The organism is Chryseobacterium soli, assembly GCF_000737705.1.
GTDB classification, from domain to species: Bacteria; Bacteroidota; Bacteroidia; order Flavobacteriales; family Weeksellaceae; genus Chryseobacterium; species Chryseobacterium soli.
Map to the genome: position 1 here is coordinate 77,094 of NZ_JPRH01000011.1, position 17,738 is coordinate 94,831.

Below are 17,738 nucleotides of genomic sequence, written 5' to 3' on the forward strand. Positions count from 1 at the left end.
AACATATATGAAAAGATTTTCCAAGATTTTTATGCTTTTGCTGTTAATGCTCAACTTTTCAGCGGTCTTCGCCCAGAAATACTACGACGACCAATGGAAAAAAATAGCAGAAAACAGTAAGAAAGGCACCTTTAAATCTAATCTTCCCATTGTTTTAGACATACAAAAACAGGCTATGAAAGAAAATAATGCACTGCAGCTCATCCGTTCCCTGAAAGCAGAATTCAGTATCGTCAACCAAACCCAGGATGATGATCAGAATAATGCCGCTTCCCAGTTTTTTACTAAACTTCAAAGTGCAGACAGCCATTTGAAAGGAGAAGAAAAATTGGTGTACAGTGTTTTGCTGCAAGGTTTTTTCATGGATTATTACAATCAGAATTCCTGGAAAGTCAATGGCAGAAACAATCTTAATTCACAGGATGTTTCCCAGCTAGAGACCTGGAGTAAGCTTGATTTTAAAAATTATCTTACCAAAAGCTTTCAGGAACTTGATCAGCAGAAGCAGGACATGAAAAATGTGGCACTGAAAAAATACAGCGATGTTTTTACCAATATCAAAGACGTTGCTTATTTCCCAACATTGCTTGACTGGTATTCCCTGAAAAAAGTAAGCTTTTTATCAGATAATAATCTTTTCACAAAAAATGAGCTTACAGAAAACAGAAGTAAAATCAATGCGATATACGATGAGCTGATCACTATGAACAGTGGGAATTCCAAGCTGTTTTTCATGAACGAAAAGCTGAACGAAAACTGTAATTTCAATCAGTGTAAAGATAAGATCGAACAGCTTCAGAATCTTGTGAAATCAAATGTTGAAGGCGACTACAAGGTAATAATCATGGAAGAAATCATGAATGAACTTACCGGAAAAAAGAAAGATAAAGAAGCGTTGGCGGTTGCTGCTCAGGCAAAAATGCAATATCCAAAATCTCCTTTTATTGGAAATATTAAAAACACGGAAAATCAAATCTTAAATCCTTATCTGACCGTTAAATATGAACCGCAGACCCAAAACAATCTGCCGATTCACTTGGTGGCAGAATATAAAAATGTTTCAGAATTTTCAATCAATATTTATGAAGTAAAGGAAGATTATGCCTCAGCGATGCAATACATCCAGAATTCTTATGGAGACACTTTCAGTAAAATAAAAAAGAATCTGGTAAGAAAAGAAACGTATCAGCTTTCTGATCCTAAAGATTATCAGCTTCATAAAACCTCTTTGGAAATTAAGCCTCTTACGTCTGGGATCTATCTTGCAGAATACTCTGTAGCTGGTGCAGATCTCAAAGACCAGGATTCCCGACAGAATTTTTACTTTTTGGTATCAGGAAATACCATTATTTATCAAACTAAAACAGACCGAAACCAGCTTTCCAATGAGTTGAAACTGGTGAACAGCGAAAACGGAAAGCCTGCTGCTAACGAAAATATTACCTTCTATGAATTTGTTTCCGGAAAATCCTTAAATAAAGTTGATGGAAAAGCCAATGAAAATGGGGTTTTCAAACTTCCGGCAACCAAAAGCACCGATTATTACAGGACTTTACTGATTCAGCAGCCGAAATCCAATGATTTCCAGATCATGCAGGTGTATGGAAATGACCGAAATGCAGAAGATTACAATCCCAATAAGGAAAATAGAACCAAAGCACAGATCTTTACAGATCGTGCGATCTACAGACCGGGACAGACAGTTTATTTTAAAACGATCAATACGAAAATTGATAAAGAGGTAGAATCCGTAGCATCAGGAATCAGCCAGAAAATAACGTTAATAGATGCCAATGGCCAGGAAGTGTCTTCTCAGAATTTCACGACCAATGAATTTGGATCTTACCATGGAAGTTTTATCCTGCCAAAAGGTCAATTAAACGGAATTTTCTATCTGCATACCGATAATGGGGAAGGGTATAAGGATGTCAGGGTAGAAGAGTACAAGAGACCGAAATTCGAAGTTACTTTTGATCCGGTAAAAGACGAGTACAAATACGGACAAACCATAGAACTGAAAGGGAAAGCCATGATGTTCTCCGGAGTTGCATTGAGCAACACTACCGTACAGTATGAAATTAAGAAACACAACATCCGCTGGAGATATTTCTGGTGGTATCCGCAAGGTAATGATAATGAAAACTCAATATTGGGAGAAGCTAAAACCAATGAAAAAGGAGAATTCGTTATCCGTTTAGACCTTAAGAAAGATGAAAAATTGGACGGTATTCAGATTGATAATTACGAAATTAATGCTTCCGTTACTGATATCAATGGCGAAACGCAAACAGGAAATACACAGCTGAAAGTAGCTTCGGTTTCCCATTACATAAAAGCAGATGCCATCAATACTGTTTTTGCTGATGAAAATGTAAAATTAAAAGTAGAAACCAAGAATTACAATGAACAGGATCTGAAAAAAGCATACCAGGCGAAACTGTCAAAACTGAAAACTCCTAATCGGATTTTCAGAGATAACTTCAAATCTGAAGTACAGAATCTACCGAAATATTCAAAAGAAGAGTTCATCAGTAAATTCCCGCACGATATATTTGATAAAAATGAAGAACTGAAAAACTGGAAAGTAGAAAAAGTACTTTTCGACAAAGTGCAGCAGCCGTCAGAAAACCTTGATCTTGGAAAACTGAGCGCCGGAGACTATCAGTTGGAATTGTATAATATCGAAGGAAAAGACACCATCAAATCTTCCCAGAATTTCAGTGTTTGGAACAAAAACGTTTTACCGTCTTATCAGAAACCATTCCTTACAGTGATAGAACCTAAAAATGAATTTTCAAGAGGAGAAAAGGCTAAAGTGTATGTGTATTCTGCCATTCCTGATGCATTGGTTAATGTATTCTTACAGGATGGATCCGGGAAAACAGTTTCAACAGTACAGAAGTTTAAAAACGGAGTGTTGGAATATACCGCAGATATTCCGAAAGATAAAAGTGTATCAACTCTGAATATTCAGTTTCAGGTGGTGGCATTCAATGATGTACAGACACAATCCGTTAATTTGAAAATTAAAGCAGCAGAACAGCCGCTGACCATTGAAACCGTTACTTTCAGAGATAAGCTTGAACCGAATGTGAAAGAAAAATGGACCGTAAAAGTAGCCGGTAATGATAAAGAAAAAATCAACGCCGAAGTATTGGCTAATATGTATGACATGTCGTTGGATCAGTTTGCATCAAACAGCTTCAACTGGCAGAACTTGTACTATCCATATGCAATCGTGACTTCTTATGATATCAGACAGAATCTTCTTCAGAAATATTATCAGAAAAGATTACAATATCTGGACGGGACTTCTGTTGAGGTACCTCAGTTTAATTGGTTTGATGGCGGTCTGGGAGGTGCGGAAATGCTGATAAGAGGAAGAGTTTCGGGCCTACAAAAACCAGCACCGGCTGTTGCCAAAGCTAAGATGGCTCGAAATAGTGAAGCCGTTTATGCCGAAGATAAATATGAAATTATTCAAAATGTTGTTCCAGAACCTTTAAAGGCTCCTAAAGTAGAAAGCCTGCCACCAACTGATACTGTTTTGAGCAATGTACCTATACGCCAAAATCTCAATGAAACAGCATTTTTCTACCCGGATTTAAAAACAGATGCGGAAGGAAATGTAAGCTTTGAATTTACTTCTCCGGAAGCCTTAACAAAATGGAAATTACTGTTCCTGGCACATACAAAAGATGCTCGTGCAGCCACTTTGGAAAAACAGGTGGTTACCCAGAAAGAGTTTTCAGTAACACCAAACTATCCAAGATTTTTAAGAGAAGGGGATGAGCTGAATTTACAGTCAAAACTATCCAACTTAACCAGTAAAAAATTAAACGGTTCTGCCAACCTGCAGATTCTGGATGCATTCACCAATGAAGATATTTCTTCTCAATTTGGGCTTAATGCAGCTACGCAGAATTTTGAGCTTAATGAAAACGGAAATTCTGCACTAACATGGAAGGTGAAAGTTCCAAACAATGTTTCATCAATTATTTTAAAAGTCGTTGCCAAAGCAGGAGCGTATTCCGATGGAGAACAAAAAGCCGTTGCTATTCTGCCGAACCGTATGCTGGTTACCGATGCCGTTCCGGTATTTGTAAAAGAAGGCGAAACTAAAACATTTGTACTGGATAACCTTCAGAATACAAACTCTGCCACGGTTTCCAATGTTTCCAATACCCTAGAGCTGACCACCAACCCGATCTGGGAAATCATGTTTACCCTTCCAAGTCTGAAAAACGACCAGAACAGTTCTGCGGATGTGATCTTTAATAAATGGTTTGCAGATGTTCTGGCTTCAGAAATATTTAAGGCCAATCCAAAAATGAAAACGGTTTTCGAAGAATACCAAAGCAAAGGATTACTGAATTCAAATCTTGAAAAAAACCAGGAGCTGAAACAATTATTACTGGAAGAAACACCATGGGTGCTGGAAAGTAAAAATGAAGGCGAGCAGATGCAGAAACTGGCCTTGTTATTCGATGCCAATACCATGAAAAATTCTATCAACCAGGATTGGGATTATTTCAAAAAGCTGCAAAATCCTGATGGAGGCTTCTCGTGGTATTCCGGATATCCAAGTTCTTATGGAGTTTCACTGTATATTCTTAAGAATTTAGGGAAAATCAACCTTTGGTTAAAAGACAATGCAAAAGACTATCAGAGTTCAGCACAAAATGAAATGGTGGCCAAGCTGATACAATATGTCGATAATGAGATTAATACATATTGGGATGTGAAGAAAAAGAATGTCTGGAACAACTGGACACTGGATTATCTTAACACCCGAAATTACTGGGAAAAGCAATATCCGTTACAAGGAAAAGGTGCAACCCTGAAAGCCTTGGTAAAAGAACAGGCTAAAACTGTTAAGACTACCGATTTTACATTCTTTGGACTACACCGTGCAGCCTTACTGATGAACGATTATGGATTGAAAACTACCTCCGATAAACTGATGACCTACCTGAAAGAAACTTCCACAGATACCAAAACACAAGGAGTATACTGGAAGCAGAACCTGGATGACTGGGGTTGGTTCAGTTCCAAAGTGGTAAACCATGCCGGCGCATTGGAAGCGTTCAATACCCTGAAACCAAACGATCAGAAAATGATTGAGGATATGAAAATCTGGCTGGTGACTCAGAAAGAAGTCAACTCATGGGGAAGTTCAAGAGGAACTGCGGAAGTGATCTTTACGATCTTGAATTCAGGAAAATCATGGACGGGTGCCGAAAGTGATAAAGCAACCATCGTTTGGGGAGGAAAAGAACTGAATCCTCAAACCCAGGCAACAGGATATGTAAAATCAACGGTAAAAACAGAAACCGTTGATAAAAACTTAGCAACCGTTACCGTTACGAAACCAGGTCCTGGGATTGTTCAGGGTGGATTATTCTGGCAGTATTATGAAGATCTGGATAAAATAAAATCTTCTGAAAACTACATCTCAGTGACCAAAGAGCTGTATAAAAAAGTGAAAACCGTAAACGGGGAAGAACTTCAGAAAATTTCACCGGAAACTCCGTTAAAAGTAGGAGATAAGGTAACCGTAAGAATGATCCTTAATACCGACAGAGCGATGGAATTTATCCATATTAAAGATATGCGTGCTGCAGGTTTTGAACCGGTAGATGTATTGTCCGGGTACCAGTGGAAAAATAATTTAGGTTACTATCAGTCAACCAAAGATGCTTCCACCAACTTCTATATTCAATCCATGCCAAAAGGCAAATATGTATTTGAATATGATTACATCGCTAATGCATCCGGAAAATTCTCTAACGGGATTACGACGATACAAAACTACTATGCACCGCAGATGAATGCTCATACAAAAGGCACCAATATTCAGATTGTGGAATGATTTTTGGCTATAGGGTTGTAGTAAAAATTTTTAAAAATAAAACAAAATGAAATTTTCAAAAACTTTAATTACTGGATTGGTAATGTTGGTAGGAGTAAATGCTTTCGCACAAAAGAAAGCAGAAAAGTTTGAAAAACTACAGATTGAAATGTTTCCTAAGGCAAAAGACGGATACAAGCAGGTGTATATTCAGCTTCCGGTAGCAAAAAATGAAGACGATTTAAAGGTTGAGTTTTTTGTAGGAGCAGAAAAAATGCTCGACTGTAATAAGTACTTTCTGATAGGAGACGTAAAAACTCAGGATCTTCAGGGATGGGGATACAATTATTACGAAGTAGAATCTAAAGGAGAAGCAGGGGGTACCCTTATGGCTTGTCTCGATCAGAAAAAGACCAAAAAGTTTGTAACCCTGCAGCCACAAATCGTAAGATACAACAGCAAGCTGCCGTTGGTATTCTATGTTCCTAAAGACCTTGAAGTTCGTTACAGAATTTTACGTCCCGACACAGCAATGAAGAAAGCCGTTCAAAAATAGTAAGGACCTTTTTTATATACGAAACTCCCCGCATTTGTGGGGAGTTTTTTTGTTGTTAAAGCTTTAAGTAAAGAAAAAAATCAACTTTTTTTAATTTAAATAAAACTTAAACGATTCCTTTAAAACAACGATGAATAGAGGATTTACGTTAAACGTATGATAAACGTATTTTAAATTCACTGTTTCGTGGCTTTTCTTCTATGAAATAAACCCTTTTTGCACTATATTTGTTATAAACAAGAACCATGAAAAACAATTTATTGATTTTTACGCTTGGTTTTATCGCGCTTCCTCTCTTCGGATGGGCACAATCTGCGCCGGACTTCAAAGAACTTTTAGACAGTGCCATGGTTCGGGATTCTGACCTCAAAATGCAGATTACCCAAAATAAGCTGACCGATCTTGATGAACACAAACTGAAAGACATTTTTCTTCCCACACTGGAACTCAGTGGGCAGGCAGGTTATCTAAATGGTACCGTACGGCTGACCTCTCCGGAAATCAATCTCAGACCTTTCATCAATATTCCCGAAGGAAGTTTCAACAATAACCTGAACGTATCAGGTTTTTCCGGTATTGCAAAAGCAGATGCCAAAATGCTGGTATATTCAGGCGGGAAAGTGAAATATCTGAAAAAGGCCATTGAAGAGAAAAAAATGTCTGAAGATATCCTTCTTGAAAAAACAAGAGATGAGGTGGTAGCCAGTATTTCCAAAGCTTATGATCAGCTTGCATTGGTTCATCAGTCTAAAAAAGTATTGGATGAAAGTAAAAAAAGGCTTGATATCAACCGTAAAACAGCAGATAAAGCATTAGGCTACGGCTTAATTACGCCTTACGACCATAAAAAAATCGAACTCGCCCAGGCAACGTTGGATGCCAAGATGGTAGAATATGAAGGTAAAAAAGAACTGCTTCTGACCCAACTCTATATTTTAACAGGCATCCATAAAGAGCGCCTCAGGATGATTGATCCGGTGTTGTCCCCTGTAGAACTGCTTTCTGCAGAAAAAGGAATCGAACAGAGAGCCGAGATCAGGGCATTGGAACACGGAATCACCGCTGCCGATTATAAAATAAAAGCAGAAAGAACCTGGATGATTCCCAAAGTACAGCTGATGGCATCCGCGTATTATATTGGGCTGTATGGAAGCAGAATTAAAACTTCAGATAATATCATACCGGCCGTTCCCGCATTGGGGTATGGCGGTGCAAAACTCGACTGGAGACCTACCAATATCAACATTCTCCCTCTACTTACCGCAGGAATAGGCTTTAAATGGGAAATCTTTGACGGAAAAGAAGGAAAACACGCCGAAGAAACGGCGAAAATCGGAAAGGAAATCCTGCAGAATCAGAAAGAAGACGCCCTGAAAAAACTCACCTTGAATCTGGCTAATAACCAAACCAATTATGATATCGCAAGCGCACAGATCACACTGAAGGCGAAAGAAAAAGAACTCGCCAAAAATGCACTGGTTCAGGCGGAAAAAGAATTCAGATACGGACTCAGCAAATCTTCTCAGCTTATTGATGCGGAAAATGATCTGGAGATGGTAGAACTTGAATATCAAAATGCAATTTTCAACCAGAGAAGAGCGGGAATAGAACTGATGAGATCCACTCAGGAACTGAATATTGCCAAATTGTATTAATCTTAAAATTTAAAATGATGCACAAAAATATATCTTTCGTATTTGCTGTTCTGTTGTTGCTGGGTAGTTGTAATGATAAAAAAGAAAACCTCAATGATTCCGAAGGCAAAACAAAAAAAGACGTTATCTCTTTTGCTCCGAAAGTAACCGGCAGGATTGTGAAAATATATGTTTCAGAAGGGCAGACCGTAAAAAAAGGTGATACACTGGCACAGCTGGATGTACCGGAAGTTTCGGCAAAAATTGCACAGGCCCAGGGTGCAGTAAGTGCTGCGACAGCACAGGAACAGATGGCTAAAAACGGAGCTACTGCAGACCAGTTGAGACAGCTTCAGGCAAAATATAAAGGGTTGAAAGAACAATATGAATTTGCCCAAAAATCCTTTAGGAGAGCAAATAATATGTACCGCGACAGTTTAATGTCTCCACAGGCCTATGATGAGGTATATGCTAAAATGCAGGGCGCAAAAGCACAGTATGATGCCGTAGTAGCAGAACTTGATGATGTAAAAAGAGGCACGCGTGTAGAGAAAGTGGAAATGGCAGCGGGGCAGGCGTCCCAGGCCAAAGGAGCTTTGCAGGAAGCCAATGTAGCCTATTCCGAAAGATATATCATTGCCACCAACGATATGGAAATAGAAACCATCAGTTTAAATACCGGTGAACTGGCTACAGCAGGTTTTGCCTTATTTAATGGGTATATCCCTGACAGCACCTATTTCAGATTTACGGTTCCCGAAAGCAGGATTTCAAAATACAAAAAAGGACAGACTGTGAATATGCAGGTAGTGTATAATAAAGAAAACCTGGAAGGAAACATTGTCTATATCAAACAACTGACAAGATATGCTGATATTACCACTGCCTATCCCGATTATCAGCTGCAGGATGCTGTATATGAAATTAAAGTAAAACCTGCCGATATGAATAAGGCTAAGAATATTCTGGTCAATGCAAATGTTATCCTTAAATAGACAGGAGATTTCAGATTCCAGACATCAGATATAAGACTTTTTCCAGACGTTTCATTACCTAATTTCAACTACTTATGAAAGAATTTTTCCGACTTTTAAAACGTGAATTCAAGATGTTTATCGGCAATTCTACCTTAAGAACCGTATTCTTTCTGGCTCCGGTATTTTATGCCACCTTATTGGGTTTCGTCTACAAAACCGGAAAAGTTGAAAACACACCCATTCTGGTCATAGACCGTGACAATACGCCTCTTTCCAGCCAGCTGACAGAAATGCTGGAAGATAATAAAAGCGTAAAAGTTATCCGGTATGTCCAAGAGCCTTTCAGCATTAAAGATGAAGTAATTAGACATGAAGCAGCGGCGGTAGTGATCATTCCTTCAAAATTTGAAGCGGGAATACTGCAGAAAAAATATCCCGAGCTTAATGTATATGTGAATACCGGAAATGTATTGACCGCTAATTTTGCTTCCAAGGCACTGCAGCTTACCATAGGAACGTTTTCAGCCGGAGTATCCATTAAAGCACTGCAAAAAGCAGGAATGCCGGCTGTAAAAGCCGCTACCCAATACGAACCGTTCAAAGCCAATTATATTACCCTTTTTAATACCACAGGAAATTATCTTATCTTTATGTGGCCTGCCATGCTCGCTGTTGTGCTGCAGCAGGTAATTTTGCTCGCCATGGCGGTAAGTTTTGCTGCCGAATTCCAGGGTGGATCTTTTGTGAAAGAATATTTTAAAATGAAGAAGTGGGCGTTTCCAACCATGCTCATCAAAGTCATTCCAATTTGGGTATTCTCTATTCTTATTGTCAGTATTTACTATTTCATGCACATGATATTCAGAGTTCCTATGCCGGAAGGAATTTTTAATTTCATTCTTCTGACCGCAGTTTTTGTAGGTTCAGTATCCTTTTTAGGCGTTTTTATCAGTATATTAATTTCGGATGCCCTGAAAGCAACACAGATACTGATGGTTATCGCTTCTCCTGCATTTATTATCAGCGGATTTACATGGCCTTTGAGCGCGATGCCCGCTTTTGTACAGTTTATTGCGAATATTATTCCTCTGACCCCATTTTTACAGGCTTTTAAAATTTTACTGATTCAAAAAGGTTCCGTAGAACTTACCTTTCCGTATCTGAGGCATTTGAGTATTTTATTGGTCGTGTATGCAATTATTGGATGGATTGCCCTTAAAATCAAACTCTGGCTCGTATTCAGGTATGTAAAGTCCATAGAAGAAAATGCTGATGAAGAATTCGAGGAAATATAAAACATTTTTGTTTCCTTTTAATATGATACGGTTATCATAATTTTTACGTCAACAGTAAAATAATTTATGTATCCTTTCTCTATCTTTTATTTCCAATCTTCGGAACTCTTAGTGCATTTGGAAATTTACAATTAATACCTCGTTTTTTTAAAAGATTAGAAAATCAAAAGAAAAAAACTAATATATTTGTGTGTAGACAATTTAACACATTATGGAAAACGTATTTGAAGCAAAAGATGCTCAGAATTACATAGATAGAATAAATAAACTTATTGAAGATACGCACGGCCTGTGGGGTAAAATGACCGTTGATCAGATGCTGGCACACTGCTGTATTTCCTATGAAATGGTATATGAGCCTGAAAAACATAAAAAACCGGGATCAATTGCCAAGTTTATTCTAAAAAATTTCGTGAAACCTAAAGTCGTTAGCGAAAAAGCATACCCAAGAAATTCCCCTACGGCACCTCAGTTTCTCATTAACGGAAGAAAAGATTTTAATGAAGAAAAGAAAAGACTGATTGGTTTTATCCAAAAAACCCAGCAGCTGGGAGCCCCTGCTTTTGATGGCAAAGAATCTTTTTCCTTCGGAAAATTAACCTCAAATGAATGGAGTAATATGTTTGCTAAACACCTGAATCATCACCTGTCGCAATTTGGCGTATAACGGTAAACCTTATGAAAAAAATTATTGTATTCCTCATTCTGATCTCCAACTTTGTATGTGCACAAATGCCTGATATTTCCAATGTCTGGCTTAATAACAGCAAACCTTATACGGGAGCGATTGGCAATAAAGGGCAGGAACTCAAACTTAAAATCAATATTTCTGAACAGAATAAAAAAAATGATCAGGAATACTTTATTGCAGGATATTCTCTTGTTGATAAAACCTACACCAAGTTTGAAGGCAAATTAGCCATCACAAAATATAAAGATTCAGGGAAAAGAGGCGTGGTATTCGGAGACTATGAACTGGCAGAAGAAAATAAAGGAAAACATTCCGGTATTTTCAAAGGGAAATTCACCTATACCTTCAAATGGAATAAGAAAACCGAAAAAATAGAAGCCCAGAATATTGAATTTACCGGTGACTGGAAAAGCTATGATGCCACTCTGGATTTCACAACGCGCCTGAAAAATCAATAATCATATTGAGTAATCTGCGCGAGTTTAAAAGAATCATCTGTGTCAATCTGAAAAATCTATGGTTATATGTTGAACCACAAAAGTCACAAAGTTTTAAATGCTTAGGGAGTTTATAAATCAAAATTTACTGTATAAAAGTACACGTGAGTTAAAAAAATCAAAGATTTTACATGATTATAAAAGAAAATCAGCTCAATTTGCATGATCTGCGAGAGTTAAAAAATAATGAGCATTAAGAATCTCTAAGTTTTTAAGAAATAGTAAGTAAATCAATTCATTTAACCTTAATTGGTAGGATCACATTCCCCTCTTTCGGAGGGGTGGCAAATCAAAGATTTGACGGGGTGGTTTAAATCAAACAGGCTACTTTTGTAGTTTAAATTTTAATTTATATATATAAAATTACATATGAAATTAGGAGCATTTTCACTCAGCCTGAGTGTAAAAGACCTTCAGAAATCTAAAGATTTTTATGAAAAGCTGGGTTTCAGCGTGATGGCTGGAAGTGCAGCACAGAATTATTTAATCATGAAAAACGGAAGTACCCTGATTGGACTGTTTCAGGCCATGTTCGATGGAAATATGCTTACTTTCAATCCTGGATGGGATGAAAATGCTCAGAATCTGGAAGATTTTGATGATGTAAGAAATATTCAGAAACATATAAAAGAGCATGGGATTGTACTTGATAAAGAAGCAGATGAAACAACTTCAGGTCCGGAACACATTTTCCTGAAAGATCCGGATGGAAATATGATTTTAATAGACCAACACCGATAATTTCAATATATATTTATGAAAATTTTAAGAAGAATTATCATTGTTCTTGGCTCCCTACTTATTCTCTGGCTCGTTATGGCCGCTTTTGTTTCCGGAAAATGTCAATACGAGAAATCCATTACTATCAATGTTCCGGCAGAAAAAGTCTGGCAGTATACCAATACGTTAAAAGCAATGGATGGCTGGAATCCTAAGAATTCTACGGATCCCGAAATGAAAAAAGATTGGTCAGGGACAACCGGGCAGCCGGGTGAAAAAATGTGCTGGATAAGCAGTAAAAATACATCCGTGAAAGGTTGTCAGGAACTCACCAAATTAGATGCAGCAGACAAAAGAATCGATACATCCATTACCTATGCACCGCCTTATGAAAGTTCTGCCAATGCGTATGTAAAGGTTGTTTCAGAAGAAAATGGAAGTAAGGTGACATGGGGATTCACATCAGAAATTCCTTATCCTTTTACCTTAATGAAGGTGTTTATGGACTTGGAAAGCTCTGTTGGAAAAGACTATCAGAAAGGGCTTTCGAAATTAAAAGAAATCGCGGAAAGACCTTAATCAGGATAAAAATAATTAAAAACACTTAAAAAAACACTTTATGGCAACAGTAAACGCTTATTTAACGTTCGATGGAAATTGCAGACAGGCATTTGATTTTTATAAATCAGTTTTCGGTGGCGAATACCCTTACATCGGAACTTTTGGAGAAATGCCTCCGATGGAAGGAAAAGAAACTTCTGAAGAAGACAAAGACAAAATTATGCACGTTTCTCTTCCGATCTCCAAAGAAACCATATTAATGGGAAGTGATACTGGTGGAGAATGGTCTTCCCGCTATCAGGCAGGAAATAACTTCTCTATTTCTATCAATGCGGATTCTAAGGAAGAAGCAGAAAAATTGTTTAATGGACTTTCAGAGGGAGGGCAGGTAACTATGCCGTTGGCAGATACTTTCTGGGGCGCCTATTTTGGAATGTTTACCGATCAATTCGGCATCGGATGGATGGTAAACTATGATGATCCTGCAAAAGTGCAGCAACATCCGTAAGATTCATATTTTGTATACAGCATATAGTTACAATAAACCGGCAGATCATCTGTCGGTTTTTATTTTATAATACATTTGCAGTCCAGAATTTTTTACATTTGGAACAGGAACACATTAAACATTAAAAAAAGAAAGACAAATGAAGTTTACCATTGATGAAATTAAAGCAGAGCACCAAAAAGTAAAAAGCGGTGCAGATTTTCCGGCATACATTCACGCCATAAAAAAATTAGGAGTTTCCCATTACACGGCTTATGTATCAGACGGAAATATTGAATATACAGACACCGAAAACCAATCGGCAGATACAGGAGGCAAATATGATCGGTTGACAGTCAGCGAAACAGTAAACCTTAGCCATTTCAAATTAAGATTAAAACTTCATCAGCAAGGTGGTACAGATTATCTTACTTTTTGCAACGACTGTGCAGAAAGTGGTGTTGAAGGATGGAAAATGGATTTGGATATGATGAAATGTACTTATTTTGATCAAAAAGGAAATGAAATTTTGATAGAACAGATTCCGGGTTAAGAGTAGAATAAGAGATTTGTTTTCAGTCGTTTTCTGGTTTTTGGTCGGAAAATAGGGTTTGCTATTATTGATTTAAAGTATTATTTTTGTTAAATACGATAGATAATAGTAATCAAAAGATATGAAAAAGATTTTTACGAAGCTGGCTTTCACTGTATTTTGTTTAGGAGCAACCTTTTCATTTGCTCAGAAAAATGATGTAGGCGCCTGGTATATGTATTTTGGAAATAACAAGATCAACAAAAAACTGAACTGGCATAATGAGATCCAGTACCGGAATTTTGATGCAATCGGAGATCTGGAACAGCTGTTGATCCGTACAGGAATTGGCTACGATCTTACGGAAAATAATAACAATGTTTTATTGGGATATGGATTCATTTTGAGCCGGCCTTATGTAAACGGAGAAAAAAAAGAAAATATTGAACACCGTATTTTCCAGCAGTTTATTACAAAACAGAAATTCGGACGTTTTAATCTGCAACATCGCTATCGGTTGGAGGAACGTTTTCTCCAGGATGATTTTAGAATGAGATTCCGGTATATGCTTGGGGTAAATATTCCGATCACTCAAAAAGAAATGCTCCCAAAAGCGCTGTATGCTTCAGTGTATAATGAGATATTTCTTTTATTTCAACAGTCCAACCTTCGACAGAAACAGAGTGTATGGGGCACTTGGATATGTAATCAATAAGAACATGAGAATTGAAGCAGGATATATGAATCAGATTCAGGAAAATAAAAACCGCGGGCAGATTCAGGTTGGTTTTTATAATAATATTCCGTTTACCAAAAATTAAATATAAGAAAGTGAAGCAGCTTCACATCTCTATATTAATTACGGTCATGATGTTATAAAAGATACACAAAAACAAAATAGAACACAGTATGCATTCAGGGAAAAAATTTGGAGCGCTTGAGTTCGCGATATGGACAAGGCGCAGTATTTATATTTTGACAGTATTATCGGCTATTCCGACCGTATTGTATTTTTTTGGCTGGAAATTTATTTCTATTCCCTGGCAGCCGATAGCTATTATGGGAACTGCTGTTGCCTTTATCGTAGGCTTTAAAAATAACGCAAGTTATGGCAGACTTTGGGAAGCGAGACAAATCTACGGCGCGATTATTAATGAGAGCAGAAGTTTCGGATTCATTCTGAGAGATTCTCTTTCCGAAAAAAATGCAGATAAGGTAAAAGAGATGTTCCTTCGTCATTATGCATGGCTTACTGCGCTGAGGTTTCAGCTCCGCGAATCCAGGGCTTGGGAGAATATGGATACGGCACAGTTTGATGAGTATTCAAAAAAATATGAGATCCCGGAGAGACTTTCCAAATTGGAAGATGAGCTGAAAAAGTATTTGTCAGCATCGGAGCTCCAGTACATCCTGAGTAAAAAAAACAGAGCAACACAGCTCACGGCAATTCAAAGTAAAGCATTGTCTGAAGCCTATGCAAAAGGAGAAATCAACGATTTTCAATGGACGCAAATCAACCAGCAGCTGGTGAAATTTACTGAGAATCAGGGAAAAGCAGAAAGAATTAAGAATTTTCCTTATCCAAGAAATTTCTCTTCCATAGCAACTTATCTTCTCCTGATATTTATTATTTCGGTGCCTTTTGGACTGATCAAAGAACTTGATAAATTAGGTGATGGAACGATGCTGGAAGGATATACATTGTGGTTTAATATTCCATTTTCACTTTTGGTTACCTGGTGTTTCCATACGTTGGATACGGTAGGAGAGTCTTCCATGAATCCTTTTGAAGGCAGTCCAAATGATGTTCCCATTACTCAGATCAGTCGTACCATTGAAATTGATATGAGAGATATGCTGGATGAGCCGGATCTTCCTTCCGCAGTGCTCCCGAAGAATAATATTGTTCTTTAACAGGCAGAGGTAGAAAAAAGAAAGAGGAAATTAAAAATGATTTACTCAAAAACAATCAATTAATATTAAAAACTAAATAAATGATTCACAGTTATGTTATAATATCAATTGCAGTGCTTTTGTCTGTGATGATATTGGTGATGATTGGACAAAAACTGAAGGTTGCTTATCCCATTTTTCTGGTGATAGCAGGTCTGCTGATCAGTTTTATTCCGGGAATGCCGCATATTGAAATAGAGCCCGATCTGGTATTCCTTATTTTCCTGCCTCCGATCTTGTTTGAGGCTGCCTGGTTTACCTCATGGCAGGATTTTCATAAATGGAGGAAACAGATCTTTTCGATGGCCTTCGGACTAGTGTTTTTAACTTCAATAGTGGTGGCGTATCTTTCTTCATCGATTATTCCGGGGCTTACGGTTGCCATGGGATTTTTGCTGGGTGGTGTGAATTCTCCGCCGGATGCTGTAGCAGCAACCTCCGTGTTGAAACATATGAAGATTCCGAAAAAAATTACAAGTATCTTGGAAGGGGAAAGCCTTATTAATGATGCTTCCAGTTTAATTGTATTTAAATTTGCCCTGGCAGCGGTAATTTCCGGCCAGTTTGTTTTCCGGGATGCCGTTCAGGATTTTGTCACGATGGCTATTGGTGGGGTAGCAGTAGGAGTGGGCGTAGGTTTGTTATTTGGCGCTTTGCTAAGAATTATTCCCTCCAATTCTAATATTGATACGGTGATTACACTTATCGTTCCTTACATTATGTATGTGGGAGCAGAACATTTTCATTTTTCAGGAGTGCTGTCGGTAGTAGCAGGAGGACTGCTGATGTCATACAATTCACATTGTTATTTGAGTCATACCTCAAGAATACAGTCGGGAAATGTGTGGAGTGTTCTGATATTCCTCATGAATACCATCATCTTTATCCTTATCGGACTCGAACTGCCGGTAGTAGTCGCTGCCATGAAGGATTATACGATTTCAGAAGGGATTTTTTACAGTGTAGTCATCGGTGGTGCCATTATTCTGACAAGAATTATATACAGTTACGCTTTGATGTATTTTCCAAGGATCTGTTCCAAAGAATTAAGGTTAAAAGTTCCGAAACCTGACTGGCGTGAACCTTTTATCATCAGTTTTGCAGCAATGAGGGGAGTGGTTTCATTGGCTGCAGCTCTTTCAATTCCTGCATTTTTACCGAATGGTAATGCATTTCCGCACCGTAATATCATCTTGTTCGTCACATTTGTTATCATATTGATTACATTAGTAGGACAAGGTTTATTATTAAGCCCGATATTGAAATTCTTAAAAATCAGTGACGCCGGAAGTGAACTCCCTGAAGAAAAACAGGAAGTGATTCTTATGCGTAAATTAAAAGAAACTGCTTTACAGAAACTGGATACGGATTTTTCCGAACTTGCAGAAAAAAATAGCCTGGTACGCCATCAAAAACATAAACTGGAAAATGAAATGATGATGATGGCTGATAAAGCACAGTGCATGGCTTCAACGGGAGATTATGTTTCAGCAATGAATGAAAATAAAGATGTTTTGCGCCAGGTTATCCAGGCACAGAGAAATGAACTTCACCGTATGAAACGTGAAAAAATATTTGATGACCATGTAATGCGAACGATTGAAATGCAGCTGGATTTTGATGAAGCCAAAATCACAGGATTCTCACATAGTTAATTTTTAAACTGAACTAGAAATAATTATATAAATACCCCGGACATGAAAATGTCCGGGGTATTTTTTTGATCAGATATAACTTTTTTAACGTGAAAAACTTTGGGCATACTAGTATTAAAAGTGTTGGAAGCTTTTTTAATACGACGGGTTTTGACGTGGTGGAGAAATAGATTTGTAATAAAAGTAAATGCCAAGAAAGAAAAGACACCATGTGATAAGATTCATATTAAATCTTTTTAACGTGAATTTAATAATTGCTAAAAAATGTTAAATTTGCAGAATTATAATAATAAAAACGACTATTAACTTTAAAACACATAATAGATGAG

Annotated in this window: 13 protein-coding genes and 1 pseudogene; all 14 read left to right on the forward strand. The window is 37.6% G+C overall.

Annotated elements, in window-relative coordinates:
• The first annotated feature begins 7 nt into the window (after positions 1 to 7).
• The 14 genes and pseudogenes from IW15_RS19755 to IW15_RS19820 all read left to right on the forward strand — a co-directional run bounded on the left by IW15_RS19755 (position 8) and on the right by IW15_RS19820 (position 17,409).
• The gene (locus IW15_RS19755) at positions 8 to 5,872 is read left to right on the forward strand and encodes an alpha-2-macroglobulin family protein (RefSeq protein ID WP_034714911.1); all 5,865 of its coding nucleotides are present in this window, start codon (positions 8 to 10) and stop codon (positions 5,870 to 5,872) included.
• Positions 5,873 to 5,918: 46 nt separating this feature from the next.
• Positions 5,919 to 6,407, forward strand: coding sequence for a serine protease inhibitor ecotin (gene eco, locus IW15_RS19760; RefSeq protein ID WP_034714913.1), 489 nt, complete (start codon positions 5,919 to 5,921; stop codon positions 6,405 to 6,407).
• 245 nt (positions 6,408 to 6,652) lie between these two features.
• Entirely contained in the window at positions 6,653 to 8,062 is a 1,410-nt protein-coding gene (locus IW15_RS19765; RefSeq protein WP_034714916.1) for a TolC family protein, read from the forward strand.
• Between the two features lie 17 nt (positions 8,063 to 8,079).
• A complete protein-coding gene (locus IW15_RS19770) occupies positions 8,080 to 9,036 on the forward strand; it encodes an HlyD family secretion protein (RefSeq protein ID WP_034714918.1) in 957 nt (318 codons plus the stop codon).
• 74 nt (positions 9,037 to 9,110) lie between these two features.
• Entirely contained in the window at positions 9,111 to 10,313 is a 1,203-nt protein-coding gene (locus IW15_RS19775; protein ID WP_034714919.1) for an ABC transporter permease, read from the forward strand.
• A gap of 211 nt (positions 10,314 to 10,524) precedes the next feature.
• Entirely contained in the window at positions 10,525 to 10,980 is a 456-nt protein-coding gene (locus tag IW15_RS19780; RefSeq protein ID WP_034714920.1) for a DUF1569 domain-containing protein, read from the forward strand.
• 11 nt (positions 10,981 to 10,991) lie between these two features.
• The gene (locus tag IW15_RS19785) at positions 10,992 to 11,462 is read left to right on the forward strand and encodes a hypothetical protein (RefSeq protein WP_034714921.1); all 471 of its coding nucleotides are present in this window, start codon (positions 10,992 to 10,994) and stop codon (positions 11,460 to 11,462) included.
• Positions 11,463 to 11,870: 408 nt separating this feature from the next.
• On the forward strand, positions 11,871 to 12,242 hold the full coding sequence (locus IW15_RS19790) for a VOC family protein (RefSeq protein ID WP_034714922.1): 372 nt from the start codon (positions 11,871 to 11,873) through the stop codon (positions 12,240 to 12,242).
• Between the two features lie 15 nt (positions 12,243 to 12,257).
• Positions 12,258 to 12,800 carry an SRPBCC family protein gene (locus IW15_RS19795; RefSeq protein ID WP_034714923.1) on the forward strand — a complete coding sequence of 181 codons (543 nt, stop codon included), beginning with the start codon at positions 12,258 to 12,260 and terminating at the stop codon, positions 12,798 to 12,800.
• A 40-nt stretch (positions 12,801 to 12,840) separates the two neighbouring features.
• Positions 12,841 to 13,290 (forward strand): VOC family protein, encoded by a 450-nt coding sequence (locus IW15_RS19800; RefSeq protein ID WP_034714924.1) that lies wholly within the window; start codon positions 12,841 to 12,843, stop codon positions 13,288 to 13,290.
• Between the two features lie 139 nt (positions 13,291 to 13,429).
• Positions 13,430 to 13,822, forward strand: coding sequence for a DUF1398 domain-containing protein (locus IW15_RS19805; RefSeq protein WP_034714925.1), 393 nt, complete (start codon positions 13,430 to 13,432; stop codon positions 13,820 to 13,822).
• Between the two features lie 214 nt (positions 13,823 to 14,036).
• Positions 14,037 to 14,517: pseudogene (locus IW15_RS19810) on the forward strand (DUF2490 domain-containing protein); the annotation flags it as partial.
• A gap of 193 nt (positions 14,518 to 14,710) precedes the next feature.
• On the forward strand, positions 14,711 to 15,715 hold the full coding sequence (locus IW15_RS19815) for a bestrophin family protein (RefSeq protein WP_034714926.1): 1,005 nt from the start codon (positions 14,711 to 14,713) through the stop codon (positions 15,713 to 15,715).
• 80 nt (positions 15,716 to 15,795) lie between these two features.
• Positions 15,796 to 17,409, forward strand: a complete 1,614-nt coding sequence (locus IW15_RS19820; RefSeq protein WP_034714927.1) for a Na+/H+ antiporter — start codon at positions 15,796 to 15,798, stop codon at positions 17,407 to 17,409.
• Positions 17,410 to 17,738: the final 329 nt, after the last annotated feature.

Excerpts from the sequence above, each read along its gene's own strand:
- IW15_RS19755 (WP_034714911.1), top strand. The coding sequence starts at position 8 with ATGAAAAGATTTTCCAAGATTTTTATGCTTTTGCTGTTAATGCTCAAC.
- eco (WP_034714913.1), top strand. The coding sequence starts at position 5,919 with ATGAAATTTTCAAAAACTTTAATTACTGGATTGGTAATGTTGGTAGGA.
- IW15_RS19765 (WP_034714916.1), top strand. The coding sequence starts at position 6,653 with ATGAAAAACAATTTATTGATTTTTACGCTTGGTTTTATCGCGCTTCCT.
- IW15_RS19770 (WP_034714918.1), top strand. The coding sequence starts at position 8,080 with ATGCACAAAAATATATCTTTCGTATTTGCTGTTCTGTTGTTGCTGGGT.
- IW15_RS19775 (WP_034714919.1), top strand. The coding sequence starts at position 9,111 with ATGAAAGAATTTTTCCGACTTTTAAAACGTGAATTCAAGATGTTTATC.
- IW15_RS19780 (WP_034714920.1), top strand. The coding sequence starts at position 10,525 with ATGGAAAACGTATTTGAAGCAAAAGATGCTCAGAATTACATAGATAGA.
- IW15_RS19785 (WP_034714921.1), top strand. The coding sequence starts at position 10,992 with ATGAAAAAAATTATTGTATTCCTCATTCTGATCTCCAACTTTGTATGT.
- IW15_RS19790 (WP_034714922.1), top strand. The coding sequence starts at position 11,871 with ATGAAATTAGGAGCATTTTCACTCAGCCTGAGTGTAAAAGACCTTCAG.
- IW15_RS19795 (WP_034714923.1), top strand. The coding sequence starts at position 12,258 with ATGAAAATTTTAAGAAGAATTATCATTGTTCTTGGCTCCCTACTTATT.
- IW15_RS19800 (WP_034714924.1), top strand. The coding sequence starts at position 12,841 with ATGGCAACAGTAAACGCTTATTTAACGTTCGATGGAAATTGCAGACAG.
- IW15_RS19805 (WP_034714925.1), top strand. The coding sequence starts at position 13,430 with ATGAAGTTTACCATTGATGAAATTAAAGCAGAGCACCAAAAAGTAAAA.
- IW15_RS19815 (WP_034714926.1), top strand. The coding sequence starts at position 14,711 with ATGCATTCAGGGAAAAAATTTGGAGCGCTTGAGTTCGCGATATGGACA.
- IW15_RS19820 (WP_034714927.1), top strand. The coding sequence starts at position 15,796 with ATGATTCACAGTTATGTTATAATATCAATTGCAGTGCTTTTGTCTGTG.